Source organism: Bacillus sp. MRMR6, assembly GCF_001940785.1.
Taxonomy (GTDB): Bacteria; Bacillota; Bacilli; order Bacillales; family Cytobacillaceae; genus Neobacillus.
In genome coordinates this window covers 1-15,118 of record NZ_MSLS01000036.1, presented here as the reverse complement: position 1 = coordinate 15,118, position 15,118 = coordinate 1, and the positions used below count along the sequence as shown (strand labels likewise).

Below are 15,118 nucleotides of genomic sequence, written 5' to 3'. Positions count from 1 at the left end.
CTATTTTACCCAGACACTATTAAAATATGTATAAAACCCTCCGACACGGTCGAAAATGGTGATACTACGTGTTGTGGAGGGAGAATGGTATGTACACTGGGAAGATTCGTCAAATCTTACTAATTACTGATGGCTGTTCAAATCAGGGAGAAGACCCAATTGCAATGGCTGCACTAGCAAAGGAACAAGGAATTACTGTTAATGTAATTGGTGTAATGGAACAGGATGTTATTGATGAAAAGGGATTGAAGGAAATTGAGGGTATGGCGATGTCTGGTGGTGGAGTTAGTCAAATTGTTTACGCCCAGCAGCTTTCACAGACAGTGCAAATGGTTACACGTAAAGCTATGACCCAAACGATCCAGGGAGTAGTCAATCGGGAGCTTCAACAAATCCTCGGGCGATCCCAATCCATTGAAGACCTTCCCCCGGAAAAAAGAGGCGAGGTTATGGAGGTTGTTGATGAATTAGGGGAAACTGTCGAATTAGAAGTGTTGATTCTTGTCGATACAAGTGCGAGTATGAAACACAAGCTGCCAACTGTTAAAGAGGCGTTGCTTGACCTTTCCCTAAGCCTGAACGCTCGTTCCGGAGAAAATCAATTCTCTGTTTTTGTATTTCCCGGGAAAAAGAAAGATGTCGAAAATATTTTAGATTGGACACCAAATCTACAATCTTTGACAAGTGTTTTTTCGAAGCTGACTACAGGAGGAATTACTCCAACTGGCCCTGCAATTAGGGCAGCATTGGCCTCATTTGACCAAAAACGTTCACTAAGGAGCCTCATATCCCGTGATGATGAATCATTCCTTGAAGAATCGATGTAAAGTTCGCCCTGGCACTGTTATAAAAGGAAAATGGCATTTAAATCAATACACGATCCTGAAGGAACTGGGATATGGAGCAAACGGAATCGTCTATCTTGCGAAGTATAAAAACGCTCAAGTAGCTTTAAAGATGAGTGACAATGGGATGTCAATTACCTCTGAAGTAAATGTTTTAAAATCGTTTGCAAAGGTCCAAGGGTCAGCCCTCGGACCTTCTTTGCTTGATGTAGATGATTGGATGAGCAATCAAGGTCAGATTTCTTTTTACATTATGGAATATATTCAAGGGCCGGACTTTTTAACCTTTATTGGGCAAAGGGATAAATCGTGGATGCCAATCCTTGTCCTGCAGCTGCTAAATGATCTTAATAAACTTCATGAAAATGGCTGGGTGTTTGGCGACTTAAAACCTGAAAACCTAATTGTCACAGGTCCTACTCCAAGAATCCGATGCATTGACGTGGGGGGAACCACACTTAGTGGTAGAGCCATAAAGGAATTCACAGAATTCTATGACCGTGGATACTGGGGATTGGGTACGAGAAAGGCAGATCCTGCCTATGACTTGTTTGCCGTGGGTATGATCATCATTAATACTTTCTATCCTAAACGTTTCAATAGGAGTACAGGGGGAATTACTCAGCTAAGAGAGGCAATCAGGAAAGAGAAGGATTTAATACCTTTCGAAAAGGTCATTGTAAAGTCATTACAAGGACAATACGTGAATGCACTGCAAATGAGGGCAGACATTTTATCGATGACAAAGGTTAAAAACAATACAGAATCTGTTCAAACACAAGTACAGCGGACACAAAAGAGTGTACAAAAAGTCGTACAACAAGGAACTCAGCCAAAGACGAGGCAGGGCTACCGGAAGAAAAAGAAAAAGAGCCGTTGGATTGAAACCATGGTGATTGCAACAGCCATTGCTTCATTCTACATCCTTTATATTTTTCAAAAGTTACTTTAATTTTGAAACCTTACTCTTTTAAATCCGTATTAACGGAAAGGTATCGAGATGGTTTTGGATTGTTTTTTCCAAAGAGGACTTTCTCTTTGATACTTTATTGTTAAAAGTGGTAAGCTAATGGTAATCTTGAAAGATTAAAGATTTTTAAGGAAGAGGACATAATGTTAGAAGCAAAGGTAGCAGCCTTTCTTAACCATAATTCTTATTCGTTCAAAAACAAAAAAATGGTCGTCGGGGTTTCAGGTGGTCCTGATTCATTGGCCTTGCTGCATTTTCTTTGGGGGCAAAGGAAGACGTATCATTTCTCGATTGTTGCAGCGCATGTAGACCACATGTTTCGCGGCCAGGAATCATTCGAAGATGCATTATTTGTTAAGTCCTTTTGTCATCAAAATAACATACCCTTTGAAATGGCTCGAATTGATGTTCCTGAACTTTCCAAAAAAACAAAGAAAAGCTCACAAATTGCAGCTAGAGAAGCAAGGTATGGATTTTATAAAAATATAATGGAAAAATACAACTATCCCTATTTGGTGCTTGGTCATCATGGTGATGATCAAGTAGAGACGATTTTAATGAGGTTAACACGAGGCAGTTCAGGGACTGCGAGAGCAGGTATACCGTTTAAGCGTACCTTTGGTAGTGGTTTCCTTCTTCGTCCGTTTTTGGGTATAACAAAGACTGATATTGAATCCTATTGTCATAGGCATCATTTACAGCCAAGGATTGATCCTAGTAATGAGAAGGGAGTTTACAGCAGAAATCGATTTCGTAAGGTTGTACTTCCTTTTTTAAAATCAGAGAATCAAAATGTCCATGAACATTTCCAGAGGTTTAGTGAAGAATTAAACCAGGATGAAATTTTTCTTCAGGAATTAACTGTCCAGAAAATGAATACAGTAATGACTATAAGAAAAAAGGGCAAAATTACTATTGACAACAATCGTTTTCTTGAGATGCCTTTACCTTTACAAAGGAGAGGGATTCATCTAATATTAAACTATCTTTACAATGAAAAACCAGCATCACTTTCTGCACTACATACTGATCAAATCTTGTCCTTAGTTAAACATCCTCACCCGTCGGCAGCCCTTGATTTACCAAGTGGTTTAAAAGTAATCAAATCCTATGATTTCTTATCTTTCCAGTTTGAACTAATGACTGTAGAAAATTATTATTTTGAATTGAAAGAGCCAGGCGTGGTTGTGTTGCCATCAGGCACTATGATCAAAATGGTTGTTACTGACCAGTGCGAAATGGATTTGAATACTTGCTGTTTGCTTCTTGATGCAGACCAGTTTGTGTTCCCTATTAAGATTCGAACGAGGAGAATGGGGGACAGAATGACGTTGAAAGGCATGTCAGGCACGAAAAAATTAAAGGATATTTTTATTGATGGTAAAATTCCTATTCAGGACAGGGATAGTTGGCCTGTCATTACTGATGGAAATGACAATATTCTTTGGCTTCCTGGTTTAAAAAAATCATCATTCGAAGGTATTAAACATCCAGCAAGTCACTATATACTACTCACATATCAAAAGTAATGATTTTCTAGGGGGCACAATGATTATGAAGCAGGATATTGAAAAAGTTTTAATCACAGAAGAAGAAATTCAAGAAAAAATCAAGGATTTAGCGACTCAATTAACGGAAGAATATAGCGATCGTTTTCCGCTTGCAATTGGTGTCCTAAAGGGTGCGATGCCATTTATGGGAGATTTGCTAAAACGAATGGATTGCTATTTAGAAATGGACTTTATGGATGTATCAAGCTACGGTACTGGAATGGTATCATCCGGAGAAGTGAAAATTCTAAAGGACTTAGATACATCTGTTGAAGGAAGAGATATTCTCATCATTGAAGATATCATCGATAGTGGATTAACACTCAGTTACCTAGTGGACTTATTTCGTTACAGAAAAGCAAAGTCCATTAAGATTGTAACGCTGCTTGATAAACCGACTGGAAGAAAGAGCGCAATCCAAGCAGATTATGTTGGATTTATTGTTCCAGATGCATTTGTTGTGGGCTACGGTTTAGATTATATCGAAAAGTACCGGAATCTTCCATATATTGGAGTATTAAAACCTGAAGTATATAGCGATAACCTTTGAGAGATAGCTAACATAAAGGTATTCACGTATTAAGTTATACCCTGTTTAAAGAGTGATTTTCTTGAAATGGAATGATTTTCTATGATACTATTTAAAAATAGTTCGTTTATCGCGGGAGGAGGTAAGAGATGAATCGGATTTTCCGTAATACCATCTTTTATTTATTGATATTTTTAGTCATAATTGGCGTGGTAAGTTTCTTCAATGGAAGCAACGAACCGACTGATAACATTTCTTATGATAAGTTTGTTACGGCATTAGAAAATAATGAAGTAAAAACATTTTCAATGCAGCCTGAACGTGGAGTTTTTGAGGTAAGAGGTACATTCCAGGATGATGTAAATAAAGGTGCTAACTTCCTCACTTACGTTCCTAATAGTGAAATTATTCTAGAGCGTATTGATAGCGCAGGTTCTGAAGTTCAAGTGATGCCAGCTAAAGAAACAAGCGGATGGGTTACCTTCTTCACCTCCATTATTCCGTTTGTCATTATCTTTATTTTGTTTTTCTTTTTACTAAACCAAGCCCAAGGCGGCGGAAGCCGTGTCATGAATTTTGGAAAAAGCAAAGCGAAGCTTTACAACGATGATAAGAAAAAGGTTCGTTTTAAAGATGTTGCTGGTGCAGATGAGGAAAAACAGGAACTAGTTGAAGTAGTAGAATTTTTAAAGGACCCACGCAAATTTGCAGAGCTAGGTGCCCGTATTCCAAAAGGGGTACTACTAGTAGGTCCGCCGGGTACTGGTAAAACTTTACTTGCAAGGGCGACGGCAGGAGAAGCGGGTGTGCCATTCTTCTCAATCAGTGGTTCTGACTTCGTAGAGATGTTTGTCGGGGTAGGTGCATCCCGAGTTCGTGACTTATTTGAAAATGCTAAGAAAAATGCTCCATGTATTATTTTTATCGATGAAATTGATGCGGTAGGTCGTCAGCGTGGTGCTGGTCTAGGTGGCGGACATGATGAGCGTGAACAAACATTGAATCAATTACTAGTTGAAATGGATGGTTTTGGCGCAAATGAAGGAATTATTATCATTGCAGCAACAAACCGTGCCGATATACTTGACCCAGCATTATTACGTCCGGGTCGTTTTGACCGACAAATTACTGTTGACCGCCCAGATGTCATTGGCCGAGAAGCAGTACTTAAAGTACATGCCCGTAATAAACCATTAGATGAATCTGTTAACCTAAAGAATATTGCAATGCGTACCCCTGGTTTTTCAGGTGCAGACTTAGAGAATTTATTGAATGAAGCGGCTCTAGTTGCAGCTCGGACAAATAAAAAGAAAATCGATATGGAAGATATTGATGAAGCAACTGATCGAGTAATTGCTGGACCAGCAAAAAAGAGCAGGGTTATTTCCGAAAAAGAGCGTAACATTGTTGCTTTCCATGAAGGCGGTCATACCGTCATTGGTTTAGTATTAGATGAAGCTGATATGGTACACAAGGTTACAATTGTACCGCGTGGCCAGGCAGGCGGGTATGCGGTCATGCTTCCTCGAGAAGATCGTTATTTTATGACAAAGCCTGAACTGTTAGATAAGATAACCGGTTTATTAGGCGGACGCGTAGCAGAGGAAATTGTCTTTGGTGAAGTAAGTACAGGAGCACACAATGATTTCCAACGTGCGACAACTATTGCTCGCAAGATGGTAACTGAATATGGTATGAGCGATAAGCTGGGTCCATTACAGTTTGGTCAAGCACAAGGCGGTCAAGTATTCTTAGGTCGTGATTTGCATAATGAACAAAACTATTCAGATGCGATTGCTTATGAGATTGACTTAGAAATCCAAAGGATTATTAAAGAGTGTTATGAAAAGGCAAGAACAATCCTTACGGAAAATCGTGCTAAGTTAGATCTAATTGCCAAGACACTTTTAGAAGTAGAAACGCTTGTTGCTGAACAAATTAAATATTTGGTTGAACACGGTCATATGCCAGAGCCAACTCTAGCTTTGGAAAGTGTACCTATCGGACCGAAAAAAACTGATGATGTGAAAATAACAATCAATACCAAGAAGGAATCAGAAAATGATTCCAAGCCTTCTGAAGATGAAAATAAATAGTGATCTATGAAAAAAAGAGTGCTTCCGTGAAGCACTCTTTTTTCACGATTAATTATGTTATGATATGATATCTTCAGTGTAAAATATAGAAAACTAGGGTAAAGTGGTGATCATGTTGATTTTTGTATTTGATGTTGGTAACACCAATACGGTCTTAGGGGTATATAAAGGTGATGAGCTTAAACATCATTGGAGGGTAGAAACCCATAGAAATCGGACAGAAGATGAATTTGGAATGATTATAAAATCCTTGTTTGAAAACTCTGGATTGTCTTTTACCGATATAGATGGAATTATTATTTCTTCCGTTGTACCACCAATTATGTTTGCTTTAGAAAGAATGTGCAAAAAGTATTTCAATATTAATCCACTCGTCGTAGGACCTGGAATTAAAACAGGGCTCAATATAAAGTATGAAAATCCCAAAGAGGTTGGAGCAGACCGAATAGTTAATGCAGTAGCGGCCATCCATGAATATGGAAGCCCGCTGGTTATTGTTGATTTTGGTACAGCTACAACATACTGCTACATCAACGAACACAGGCAGTATATGGGTGGTGCAATTGCTCCAGGAATTGGAATTTCAACAGAGGCCCTTTATTCGAAGGCGGCTAAACTGCCTAGAATTGAGATTACACGACCAGAAGGAGTAATTGGAAAAAATACAGTATCTGCCATGCAGGCTGGGATTGTTTATGGTTATGTTGGTCAAGTTGAGGGAATTGTCAAACGGATTATGGACCAAAGTGAAGAAAAACCTAAAGTGATTGCGACTGGGGGGTTATCAAGCTTAATTGCCCAAGAGTCTACTTTGATTGATGTTGTCGATCCCTTTTTAACTTTAAAAGGGTTACAGTTAATCTATAAACGAAATATGGACATGATAAGAAATGGATGAACTTTCTCAGCTCAGCAGGTAATAAGGCTGAGCTGAAGGTATTACTAGAAAATGGGACTCTTGAAAGGAGCTATACAATGAAGGATTATTTGGTTAAGGCACTAGCCCATGATGGACAGATTAGGGCCTATGCCGTTCGGACAACCGAAATTGTATCAGAAGCACAACGCCGACATCAGACGTGGAGAGTAGCTTCAGCAGCACTGGGGAGGTCACTAACTGCAGGTGTAATGATGGGTGCTATGCTGAAGGGTGAAGATAAACTAACGATAAAAATTAACGGCGGCGGTCCCATCGGTGTCATCTTGGTTGACAGCAATGCAAAAGGTGAAGTTCGAGGTTATGTTTCAAATCCCCACGTTGATTTCGAAGCTAACGAACATGGGAAACTTGATGTAAGGCGAGCAGTAGGAACAGAAGGTTCTTTAACTGTAGTAAAGGATTTAGGTCTTCGCGATTTCTTTTCCGGTCAAGTGCCAATTGTTTCAGGTGAGCTTGGTGAAGACTTTACATACTATTTTGCTACTTCTGAGCAGTTACCTTCTTCAGTTGGAGTAGGTGTTTTAGTGAATCCAGACGACACGATCCTGGCTGCAGGCGGTTTTATTTTTCAATTGATGCCGGGGATTGAAGAGCAAACAATCACAAAGATAGAGGAACGGTTAAAAACGATCGCACCTATTTCGAAGTTAATTCAGAAGGGATTAACACCTGAAGAAATCTTAGAGGAACTGTTCGGCAAAGAACAGGTGAATGTGCTTGAAACGATGCCGGTACAGTTTAAATGTGTTTGTTCTAAAGAGCGATTTGCGGACGCAATTATCAGCTTAGGAACGTCCGAAATAGACGATATGATTACTGAAGATGGCCAGGCAGAAGCACATTGTCATTTTTGTAATGAAAAGTACTTATTTACGAGAGAAGAATTAGAAGAACTAAAAAATGAGGCCAACTAATAAATCTGGGGGGAGGCAATTGAGGAGGAAGCAGCTTTGGTTGATGATTGCAGCGTTAATCACTCTTAATTGTTTAACGGTTGCCTATTTCCTTTCAAAGGAGAATGAGTTAGCCAACTTTGCGGTTACGGAAGATGTTGTTGCAACAGTGGGGAAAGGTAAAATTTCTAGACAAGAATGGCTTAATGAATTAGAGACTCGATATGGGAAAGATGTATTGAAGGATATGATTGATCAAAAAGTCGTCTTAGAAATGGCGATGAAATATAAGATTGAGATTTCAGAAGAGGACATTGAACGAGAATATCGACTACTTCAAACGCGCTATAGTTCCTTTAATGAGCTTAAGAGTATAAGTGAAAATCGCTGGAAAGAGCAAATTCGAAATAGTCTATTAAAAGAGGAAATCCTTACTAAGGATGTTGTTGTTTCTGATAAGGAATTGAAGGCCTACTATGAGAAAAACAAGGAACTGTTTAATATCCCAACCACCTTCCATCTTTCCCATCTTATTGTAAAAACAAAATCGGAGGCAGAAACTGCTTTAAAGGAGTTATCTGAGGGATCTAGTTTTGCAGTACTTGCGATGGAACGTTCAATTGAAGAGTTTTCAGCTAATGAGGGCGGAGACATCGGGTATCTTGTCGAAGAAGATGAAAGATATCCGGCTGAATATATCCAAGCTGTTAAGAAGTTAGCCGACGGGGAATGGAGTGGACCGATTAAAGTGGAACAAGGCTATGCGATTATTCTCTTAGAAGGCAAAATCAAAGGGAAGGATTATTCCTTTGAGGAGGTAAAGCAGCCCATTCGCCGTCAAATAGCAATTGAACAAATGAAAACCTCTGCTACAACAGAGGTTTTCTGGGAAGAAGTGAAGGTCGATTGGTTTTATGGAACAAAAAAGGAATAACTTATTAATAAAATTTGGAATAAAAACATGAAAATAATTGACAAAACAGGCAGGTAACTGATAAATTCATTATAATACCAATAAAAATACTCGGAATAAGAGGTGCTGTATAATGGCTCGTGTTGCAAATTCTGTAGCCGAATTAGTCGGCCAAACCCCTATTGTCAAGTTAAACAGATTAGTAGATGAAAACAGTGCAGAAGTATACTTAAAGCTTGAGTACTTCAACCCTGGAAGCAGCGTAAAGGATCGGATTGCGTTAGCGATGGTTGAAGCCGCAGAGGAAAAAGGATTAATTAAGCCAGGCGTCGATACGATTATTGAACCTACTAGCGGAAATACAGGAATTGGACTTGCTATGATTGCTGCAGCAAAAGGATATAAGGCAATCTTTGTAATGCCTGAGACCATGAGTATGGAAAGAAGAAATCTACTTCGTGCATATGGAGCAGAGCTTGTATTAACTCCAGGCCCTGAAGGTATGAAGGGAGCCATTGCCCGCGCTGAAGAATTATCAAAAGAAAAAGGCTTTTTCATGCCTCAGCAATTTAAAAACGAAGCAAATCCTGAGGTCCACCGCAGAACAACTGGTAAGGAAATTGTAGAACAAATGGATGCTCTTGATGCTTTTGTATCAGGTATTGGAACAGGTGGAACCATTACAGGTGCTGGTGAAGTGCTTCGCGAGAATTTTTCTAATGTTAAAATTTATGCGGTAGAGCCAACAGATTCTCCTGTATTATCAGGTGGAAATCCAGGACCGCATAAGATTCAAGGAATTGGCGCTGGATTCGTTCCAGATATTTTGAATACAGATATCTATGATGAAGTGATTCAAGTTAGTAATGATCAAGCTTTTGAATATGCACGTCGTGCAGCAAAAGAAGAAGGGATTCTTGGTGGAATTTCTTCAGGTGCAGCTATTTATGCAGCGTTAAAGGTTGCTAAGGAATTAGGTAAAGGTAAAAAAGTATTAGCAGTTATTCCAAGTAACGGCGAACGCTACCTAAGCACACCACTTTATCAATTTGAAAATTAATCTATAGTTATAGAGGTGATGGCTCCGTTGGGCATAAGCCTCTTTTTTTTTGCTTTGAAAATGTTTTTTCTTGTATGATGTAAGGAGTGTAAAACTGTATGGGTTTTTTAGGAGGTTTATAAATGCCAGAAGCATTTGAAGGTAAAATTCAGTGTGGTCCATATACATTAGAGTTAAATAGAAAAACAATAATAATGGGGATATTGAATACTACCCCTGATTCATTTTCAGATGGCGGAAAATTTAATCATGTTGACAAAGCAATTTTACGCGCCAAAGAAATGGTAGCAAATGGAGCAGATATCATTGATGTGGGAGGAGAGTCAACACGTCCTGGCTCTGCTAAAATATCGGCAGATGAAGAGCTGGAAAGAGTTATTCCTGTAATCCAGGCGATTGCCCGACATGTACATGTTCCAATTTCGATTGATACGTATAAATCAGAGGTTGCGAAACAAGCGGTAGAAGCTGGTGCGCATTTAATTAATGATGTTTGGGGTGCTAAGGCGGATGATAAAATGGCAAGTGTTGCAGCAGAAAAAAGTGTACCAATCATCTTAATGCATAATCGCCCAGAGCGGAATTACAACTTGTTTTTGAGAGATGTGTTAAATGACCTTTACGAGAGCATTCAAATAGCAAAAAGAGCCGGTGTTAAGGATGAAAATATAATTTTAGACCCTGGCATAGGTTTTGCAAAGGACTACAATGAAAATATTCAAATGATGCAAAACCTGCAAGTGTTAACTTCGCTGGGGTATCCTGTACTCTTAGCTACATCAAGGAAAAGTATGATTGGACAGGCTCTAGAATTACCGGTTACTGAGAGAATGGAAGGAACAGGTGCATCTGTTTGTTACGGAATTCATCAGGGCTGTCAAATGATTCGAGTCCATGATGTGAAGGAAATGAGCAGAATGGCAAGAATGATGGATGCGCTAATGGGGAAAGGAGCTCACAATGGATAAAATTTATGTTAATAATATGCAATTTTATGGCTATCATGGTGTGTTTCCTGAAGAAAATCGCCTTGGCCAACGCTTCAATGTTGATTTATCTATTTCCTTGGATTTGAAAAAAGCGGGCAATTCAGATGAGTTAGAGCACTCTGTAAATTATGGTGAACTATTTAATGTATGCAAAGGGATTGTTGAGGGAAAGCCGTATAAGCTTGTAGAGGCAGTTGCAGAAAATATTGCAACAACGGTTTTACGCCAATTCAGCCTTGTAACAGATGTGACTGTAAAAGTAATTAAGCCTGATCCTCCGATACCGGGTCATTATCAGTCTGTTGCAGTAGAAATTACAAGGAGTAGATAAAATTGGGAAATAAAGCATATATTGCCCTTGGATCGAATATGGAAAGCCGCTATGATTATCTTTTGAGCGCTCTCCAACAGTTGCAAATGCATCCTTGTATAGAATTAGTAAATATTTCCTCTATATATGAAACTGATCCGGTTGGATATGAGGATCAAGATTTATTTTTAAATATGGTTGTTGAGATAAATACTGAGCTTGATGCTTTTGAATTGTTAGAAGTGTGTTTAAATATCGAGCTGAAACTTGGGAGAAAAAGGGAATTTAAGTGGGGGCCAAGAACAATAGACCTTGACATTCTGCTTTATAACCAAGAAAATATTGAATCAGAGAACTTAATCGTTCCTCACCCTCGGATAAAGGAACGTGCTTTTGTCGTTATCCCTCTTTTAGAAATCAATCATGATATAATCATTCCGCCTGAAGGAAAGCCTCTTTCCTTTTGGCTGGATGAATTACCTAACCAAGACCAAAAAGGAGTTCGGATATGGAAGCGGAAAAATGGGGAAGACGTATTCGTGCCTATCGAAAGCTAAAAGGATATACACAGGAAAGCTTTGCAAAGGTACTAGGTGTTTCAGTTTCAATAATAGGGGAGATCGAAAGAGGAAATCGTCTGCCTACAGGCGATTTACTAGTTAGAATTGGTCAAACCTTAAATATTAGCGTTGAGGAGCTTACTCCCTCAAAAGAAAAATAGAATAGGCGGTATTTTGGATGTTAAAAATCGGCGATATTCAGATGAAGAATCAAGTCGTATTAGCACCAATGGCTGGTGTATGCAACTCGGCGTTCCGTTTAACGGTAAAAGAGTTTGGCGCTGGCTTAGTTTGTGCTGAAATGGTTAGTGATAAAGGCATTGTCTTGAAAAATGAAAAGACAATGAATATGTTATATATTGATGAACGTGAAAAACCGTTGAGCCTGCAAATCTTTGGCGGGGTAAAAGAAACCCTTGTTAAAGCAGCACAATTTGTTGATAAAAATACAAATGCAGATATTATTGATATTAATATGGGTTGTCCTGTACCGAAAATAACAAAATGTGATGCTGGTGCTAAATGGCTACTTGATCCTAATAAAATCTACGAGATGGTTTCAGCGGTAGTAGCTGCAGTGGAAAAACCAGTTACCGTAAAAATGCGGATGGGCTGGGATGAGGACCATATTTATGCTGTTAAAAATGCTCAAGCTGTTGAACGTGCAGGAGGAAAAGCTGTTGCATTACATGGCCGTACCCGTGTCCAAATGTATGAAGGTACAGCGAACTGGGATATTATTAAGGAAGTAAAACAGTCAGTTAATATTCCGATCATTGGTAATGGCGATGTTCAGACGCCTCAGGATGCAAAGAGAATGTTAGAAGAAACTGGTGTGGATGGTGTTATGATAGGCCGGGCTGCTCTTGGAAACCCATGGATGATTTATCGTACGGTTCAGTATCTTGAAACGGGGAAGTTACTCGGGGATCCATCAGTGCGTGAAAAGATAGATGTATGCATCTTACACCTAGATCGACTAATCGCACTTAAAAATGAGGATATAGCTGTAAGAGAAATGCGGAAGCATGCTGCCTGGTATTTAAAAGGCGTACGCGGCAATGCTAAGGCAAGACATGGCATCAATGAGTGTAATACTCGTGACCAGTTAGTTAACTTATTACATGACTTAGTTCTTGAAGCAGAAGAGAAGGAAAGTCAAGCAATAGTAGGCTAGATTTGACAGATTGACACTCGTTTTCTATAATATGCTTGTTTAAACAATCGACTGCCAGTGAATAACTGGCAGTTTTTATTTATTATCCTTTTTTGATGTCTGAATTCTCAACTTTGTGTAAAATAATAAAGTATGTAGAAAAAGGTTCGCAGGCTAGAATAGCGATTTACATAATAAGATATAAATTGGAGTTGATCAGGGATGAATCACGAAGAATTAAATGACCAATTACGCGTCAGACGTGAAAAGATGAGTACGATGCGCGAAAAAGGTTTGGATCCGTTTGGCAAACGATTTGACCGTACTCATAGTATTAAAGAGTTAGTAGAGCAGTTCAGTGACTTAGAAAAAGAAGAATTAGAAGCGAAAAACGTTGAAGTTGCCCTCGCAGGCCGCATTATGACGAAGCGTGGGAAAGGGAAGGCGGGATTCGCTAATATACAGGATATTACCGGACAAATCCAGGTTTATGTTAGACAAGACACTGTTGGTGAAGAATCCTATGGAATTTTTGATTCTGCTGATTTAGGTGATATCGTTGCAGTTAGCGGCACCTTGTTTAAAACAAAAGTGGGAGAACTTTCTGTGAAGGTTCAAGATTTTGTCTTTTTAACAAAGGCGTTGCGTCCATTACCTGATAAATTTCATGGATTAAAAGATGTTGAACAACGGTACCGCCAACGTTATTTAGATTTAATAATGAGCCAGGAGAGTAAGGAAACGTTTATTACTCGCAGCAGAATTATCCAGTCGATGCGCCGCTACCTAGATGACCATGGTTACTTGGAAGTAGAAACACCTATGATGCACGCTATTGCTGGTGGAGCATCAGCAAGACCTTTTATTACACATCATAATGCATTGGACATGCAGCTTTTTATGAGGATTGCTATTGAACTTCATTTGAAGCGTCTAATAGTAGGTGGACTTGAGAAGGTATATGAAATCGGCAGAGTATTTAGAAATGAAGGTGTATCCACACGTCATAATCCGGAGTTCACCATGATTGAACTTTATGAGGCATATGCTGACTATCGTGACATCATGAGCCTAACTGAGAATCTAATTGCTCATATTTCTCAAGAAGTACTTGGAACAACTACTGTTCAATACGGAGAATATGAAGTAGACCTTAAGCCTGAGTGGAAGAGGCTTCATATGGTAGATGGGATTAAAGAATATACTGGTGTTGACTTCTGGAAGGAAATGAGTGTGGATGAAGCACGAAATCTTGCAAAAGAACATAACGTAGAAATTAACGATCATATGCTTTATGGTCATATTGTAAATGAGTTCTTTGAGCAAAAGGTTGAGGAAAAATTGATTCAGCCAACATTTATCTACGGTCATCCGGTTGAGATTTCACCACTTGCAAAGAAAAATGACGAAGACCCAAGATTCACGGATCGCTTTGAGTTATTTATTGTAGCTCGTGAGCATGCCAATGCCTTTACTGAATTAAATGATCCAATAGATCAGAGAGAGCGTTTTGAAGCACAATTGAAAGAACGTGAGCAAGGTAATGATGAAGCACATCTGATGGATGATGACTTTATTGAAGCGTTAGAATATGGTATGCCTCCTACAGGTGGGTTAGGAATTGGTATTGACCGCATCGTAATGCTGCTAACCAATTCTCCATCAATTCGTGACGTTCTCTTATTTCCATTAATGCGTCACCGTTAACTAAAAGCACCGGGTAACCGGTGCTTTTCCTATATGATATGGCTTAATAATTGCTATATTGATATATAGGATAAAAATCACAAAAAAACTATTGCACTGTATGTCCAATGGTGGTATATTAATATCTGTTGTTGCGAAACACGATTCGCTGACAGCGAAAACTTTTTAAAAAAGTTATTGACTCAAGGTTAATAACTTGGTATGATAATAAAGTCGTTTTAAGGCGATGTAATAGTTTGCTCTTTGAAAACTAAACAAACAAAAATGTCAACAAACAATTTTTTTCGTTTCTTAACTGAAACGAAGCCAACGTAACAAATGAGCTATATCAACTTTCATGGAGAGTTTGATCCTGGCTCAGGACGAACGCTGGCGGCGTGCCTAATACATGCAAGTCGAGCGAATCTTGAGGTGCTTGCACCTCTTGGTTAGCGGCGGACGGGTGAGTAACACGTGGGCAACCTGCCTGTAAGACTGGGATAACATCGGGAAACCGATGCTAATACCGGATAATCCTTTTCCTCTCATGAGGGAAAGCTGAAAGTCGGCTTCTCGCTGACACTTACAGATGGGCCCGCGGCGCATTAGCTAGTTGGTGAG

Annotated in this window: 15 protein-coding genes and 1 rRNA gene; all 16 read left to right on the top strand. The window is 39.2% G+C overall.

The annotated features are described in order from the left end of the window. Window positions 1-89 precede the first annotated feature (89 nt). Window positions 90-827: a VWA domain-containing protein gene (locus BTR25_RS22825; protein WP_075690297.1), complete on the top strand. Its 738-nt coding sequence runs from the start codon at window positions 90-92 to the stop codon at window positions 825-827. Then, window positions 796-1,797: a protein kinase domain-containing protein gene (locus tag BTR25_RS22820; protein WP_075690296.1), complete on the top strand. Its 1,002-nt coding sequence runs from the start codon at window positions 796-798 to the stop codon at window positions 1,795-1,797. The genes BTR25_RS22825 and BTR25_RS22820 overlap by 32 nt, the downstream gene beginning before the upstream one ends. 161 nt (window positions 1,798-1,958) lie before the next feature. Next, window positions 1,959-3,344: a tRNA lysidine(34) synthetase TilS gene (gene tilS, locus BTR25_RS22815; RefSeq protein WP_075690295.1), complete on the top strand. Its 1,386-nt coding sequence runs from the start codon at window positions 1,959-1,961 to the stop codon at window positions 3,342-3,344. Between the two features lie 22 nt (window positions 3,345-3,366). After that, on the top strand, window positions 3,367-3,915 hold the full coding sequence (hpt, locus tag BTR25_RS22810) for a hypoxanthine phosphoribosyltransferase (RefSeq protein WP_075690332.1): 549 nt from the start codon (window positions 3,367-3,369) through the stop codon (window positions 3,913-3,915). Between the two features lie 128 nt (window positions 3,916-4,043). Beyond that, window positions 4,044-5,990 (top strand): ATP-dependent zinc metalloprotease FtsH, encoded by a 1,947-nt coding sequence (gene ftsH, locus BTR25_RS22805; RefSeq protein WP_075690294.1) that lies wholly within the window; start codon window positions 4,044-4,046, stop codon window positions 5,988-5,990. A gap of 115 nt (window positions 5,991-6,105) precedes the next feature. Then, window positions 6,106-6,888, top strand: coding sequence for a type III pantothenate kinase (locus BTR25_RS22800; protein WP_175596864.1), 783 nt, complete (start codon window positions 6,106-6,108; stop codon window positions 6,886-6,888). Window positions 6,889-6,965: 77 nt separating this feature from the next. Next, entirely contained in the window at window positions 6,966-7,844 is an 879-nt protein-coding gene (gene hslO, locus BTR25_RS22795) for an Hsp33 family molecular chaperone HslO (RefSeq protein ID WP_075690331.1), read from the top strand. Window positions 7,845-7,863: 19 nt separating this feature from the next. Beyond that, window positions 7,864-8,757, top strand: a complete 894-nt coding sequence (locus BTR25_RS22790; RefSeq protein WP_075690292.1) for a peptidyl-prolyl cis-trans isomerase — start codon at window positions 7,864-7,866, stop codon at window positions 8,755-8,757. Between the two features lie 112 nt (window positions 8,758-8,869). Continuing rightward, window positions 8,870-9,796, top strand: a complete 927-nt coding sequence (gene cysK / locus BTR25_RS22785; protein WP_075690291.1) for a cysteine synthase A — start codon at window positions 8,870-8,872, stop codon at window positions 9,794-9,796. 122 nt (window positions 9,797-9,918) lie between these two features. Continuing rightward, the gene (folP, locus tag BTR25_RS22780; RefSeq protein WP_075690290.1) at window positions 9,919-10,764 is read left to right on the top strand and encodes a dihydropteroate synthase; all 846 of its coding nucleotides are present in this window, start codon (window positions 9,919-9,921) and stop codon (window positions 10,762-10,764) included. After that, entirely contained in the window at window positions 10,757-11,116 is a 360-nt protein-coding gene (gene folB, locus BTR25_RS22775) for a dihydroneopterin aldolase (RefSeq protein ID WP_075690289.1), read from the top strand. Before folP ends, folB begins: the two co-directional genes overlap by 8 nt. Before the next feature lie 2 nt (window positions 11,117-11,118). Beyond that, entirely contained in the window at window positions 11,119-11,652 is a 534-nt protein-coding gene (folK, locus tag BTR25_RS22770; RefSeq protein WP_075690288.1) for a 2-amino-4-hydroxy-6-hydroxymethyldihydropteridine diphosphokinase, read from the top strand. After that, complete coding sequence (locus BTR25_RS22765) at window positions 11,604-11,816, top strand: helix-turn-helix domain-containing protein (RefSeq protein WP_075690287.1); 213 nt, start codon at window positions 11,604-11,606, stop codon at window positions 11,814-11,816. The genes folK and BTR25_RS22765 overlap by 49 nt, the downstream gene beginning before the upstream one ends. A gap of 17 nt (window positions 11,817-11,833) precedes the next feature. Beyond that, window positions 11,834-12,832, top strand: a complete 999-nt coding sequence (gene dusB, locus BTR25_RS22760; protein WP_075690286.1) for a tRNA dihydrouridine synthase DusB — start codon at window positions 11,834-11,836, stop codon at window positions 12,830-12,832. A gap of 201 nt (window positions 12,833-13,033) precedes the next feature. Continuing rightward, window positions 13,034-14,518 (top strand): lysine--tRNA ligase, encoded by a 1,485-nt coding sequence (lysS, locus tag BTR25_RS22755; protein WP_075690285.1) that lies wholly within the window; start codon window positions 13,034-13,036, stop codon window positions 14,516-14,518. Between the two features lie 334 nt (window positions 14,519-14,852). Further along, window positions 14,853-15,118, top strand: a 16S ribosomal RNA gene (locus tag BTR25_RS22750); the annotation flags it as partial.

Coding starts and splice junctions, on each gene's coding strand:
- BTR25_RS22825 (WP_075690297.1), top strand. CDS start 90: ATGTACACTGGGAAGATTCGTCAAATCTTACTAATTACTGATGGCTGT.
- BTR25_RS22820 (WP_075690296.1), top strand. CDS start 796: ATGATGAATCATTCCTTGAAGAATCGATGTAAAGTTCGCCCTGGCACT.
- tilS (WP_075690295.1), top strand. CDS start 1,959: ATGTTAGAAGCAAAGGTAGCAGCCTTTCTTAACCATAATTCTTATTCG.
- ftsH (WP_075690294.1), top strand. CDS start 4,044: ATGAATCGGATTTTCCGTAATACCATCTTTTATTTATTGATATTTTTA.
- hslO (WP_075690331.1), top strand. CDS start 6,966: ATGAAGGATTATTTGGTTAAGGCACTAGCCCATGATGGACAGATTAGG.
- cysK (WP_075690291.1), top strand. CDS start 8,870: ATGGCTCGTGTTGCAAATTCTGTAGCCGAATTAGTCGGCCAAACCCCT.
- folP (WP_075690290.1), top strand. CDS start 9,919: ATGCCAGAAGCATTTGAAGGTAAAATTCAGTGTGGTCCATATACATTA.
- folB (WP_075690289.1), top strand. CDS start 10,757: ATGGATAAAATTTATGTTAATAATATGCAATTTTATGGCTATCATGGT.
- BTR25_RS22765 (WP_075690287.1), top strand. CDS start 11,604: ATGGAAGCGGAAAAATGGGGAAGACGTATTCGTGCCTATCGAAAGCTA.
- dusB (WP_075690286.1), top strand. CDS start 11,834: ATGTTAAAAATCGGCGATATTCAGATGAAGAATCAAGTCGTATTAGCA.
- lysS (WP_075690285.1), top strand. CDS start 13,034: ATGAATCACGAAGAATTAAATGACCAATTACGCGTCAGACGTGAAAAG.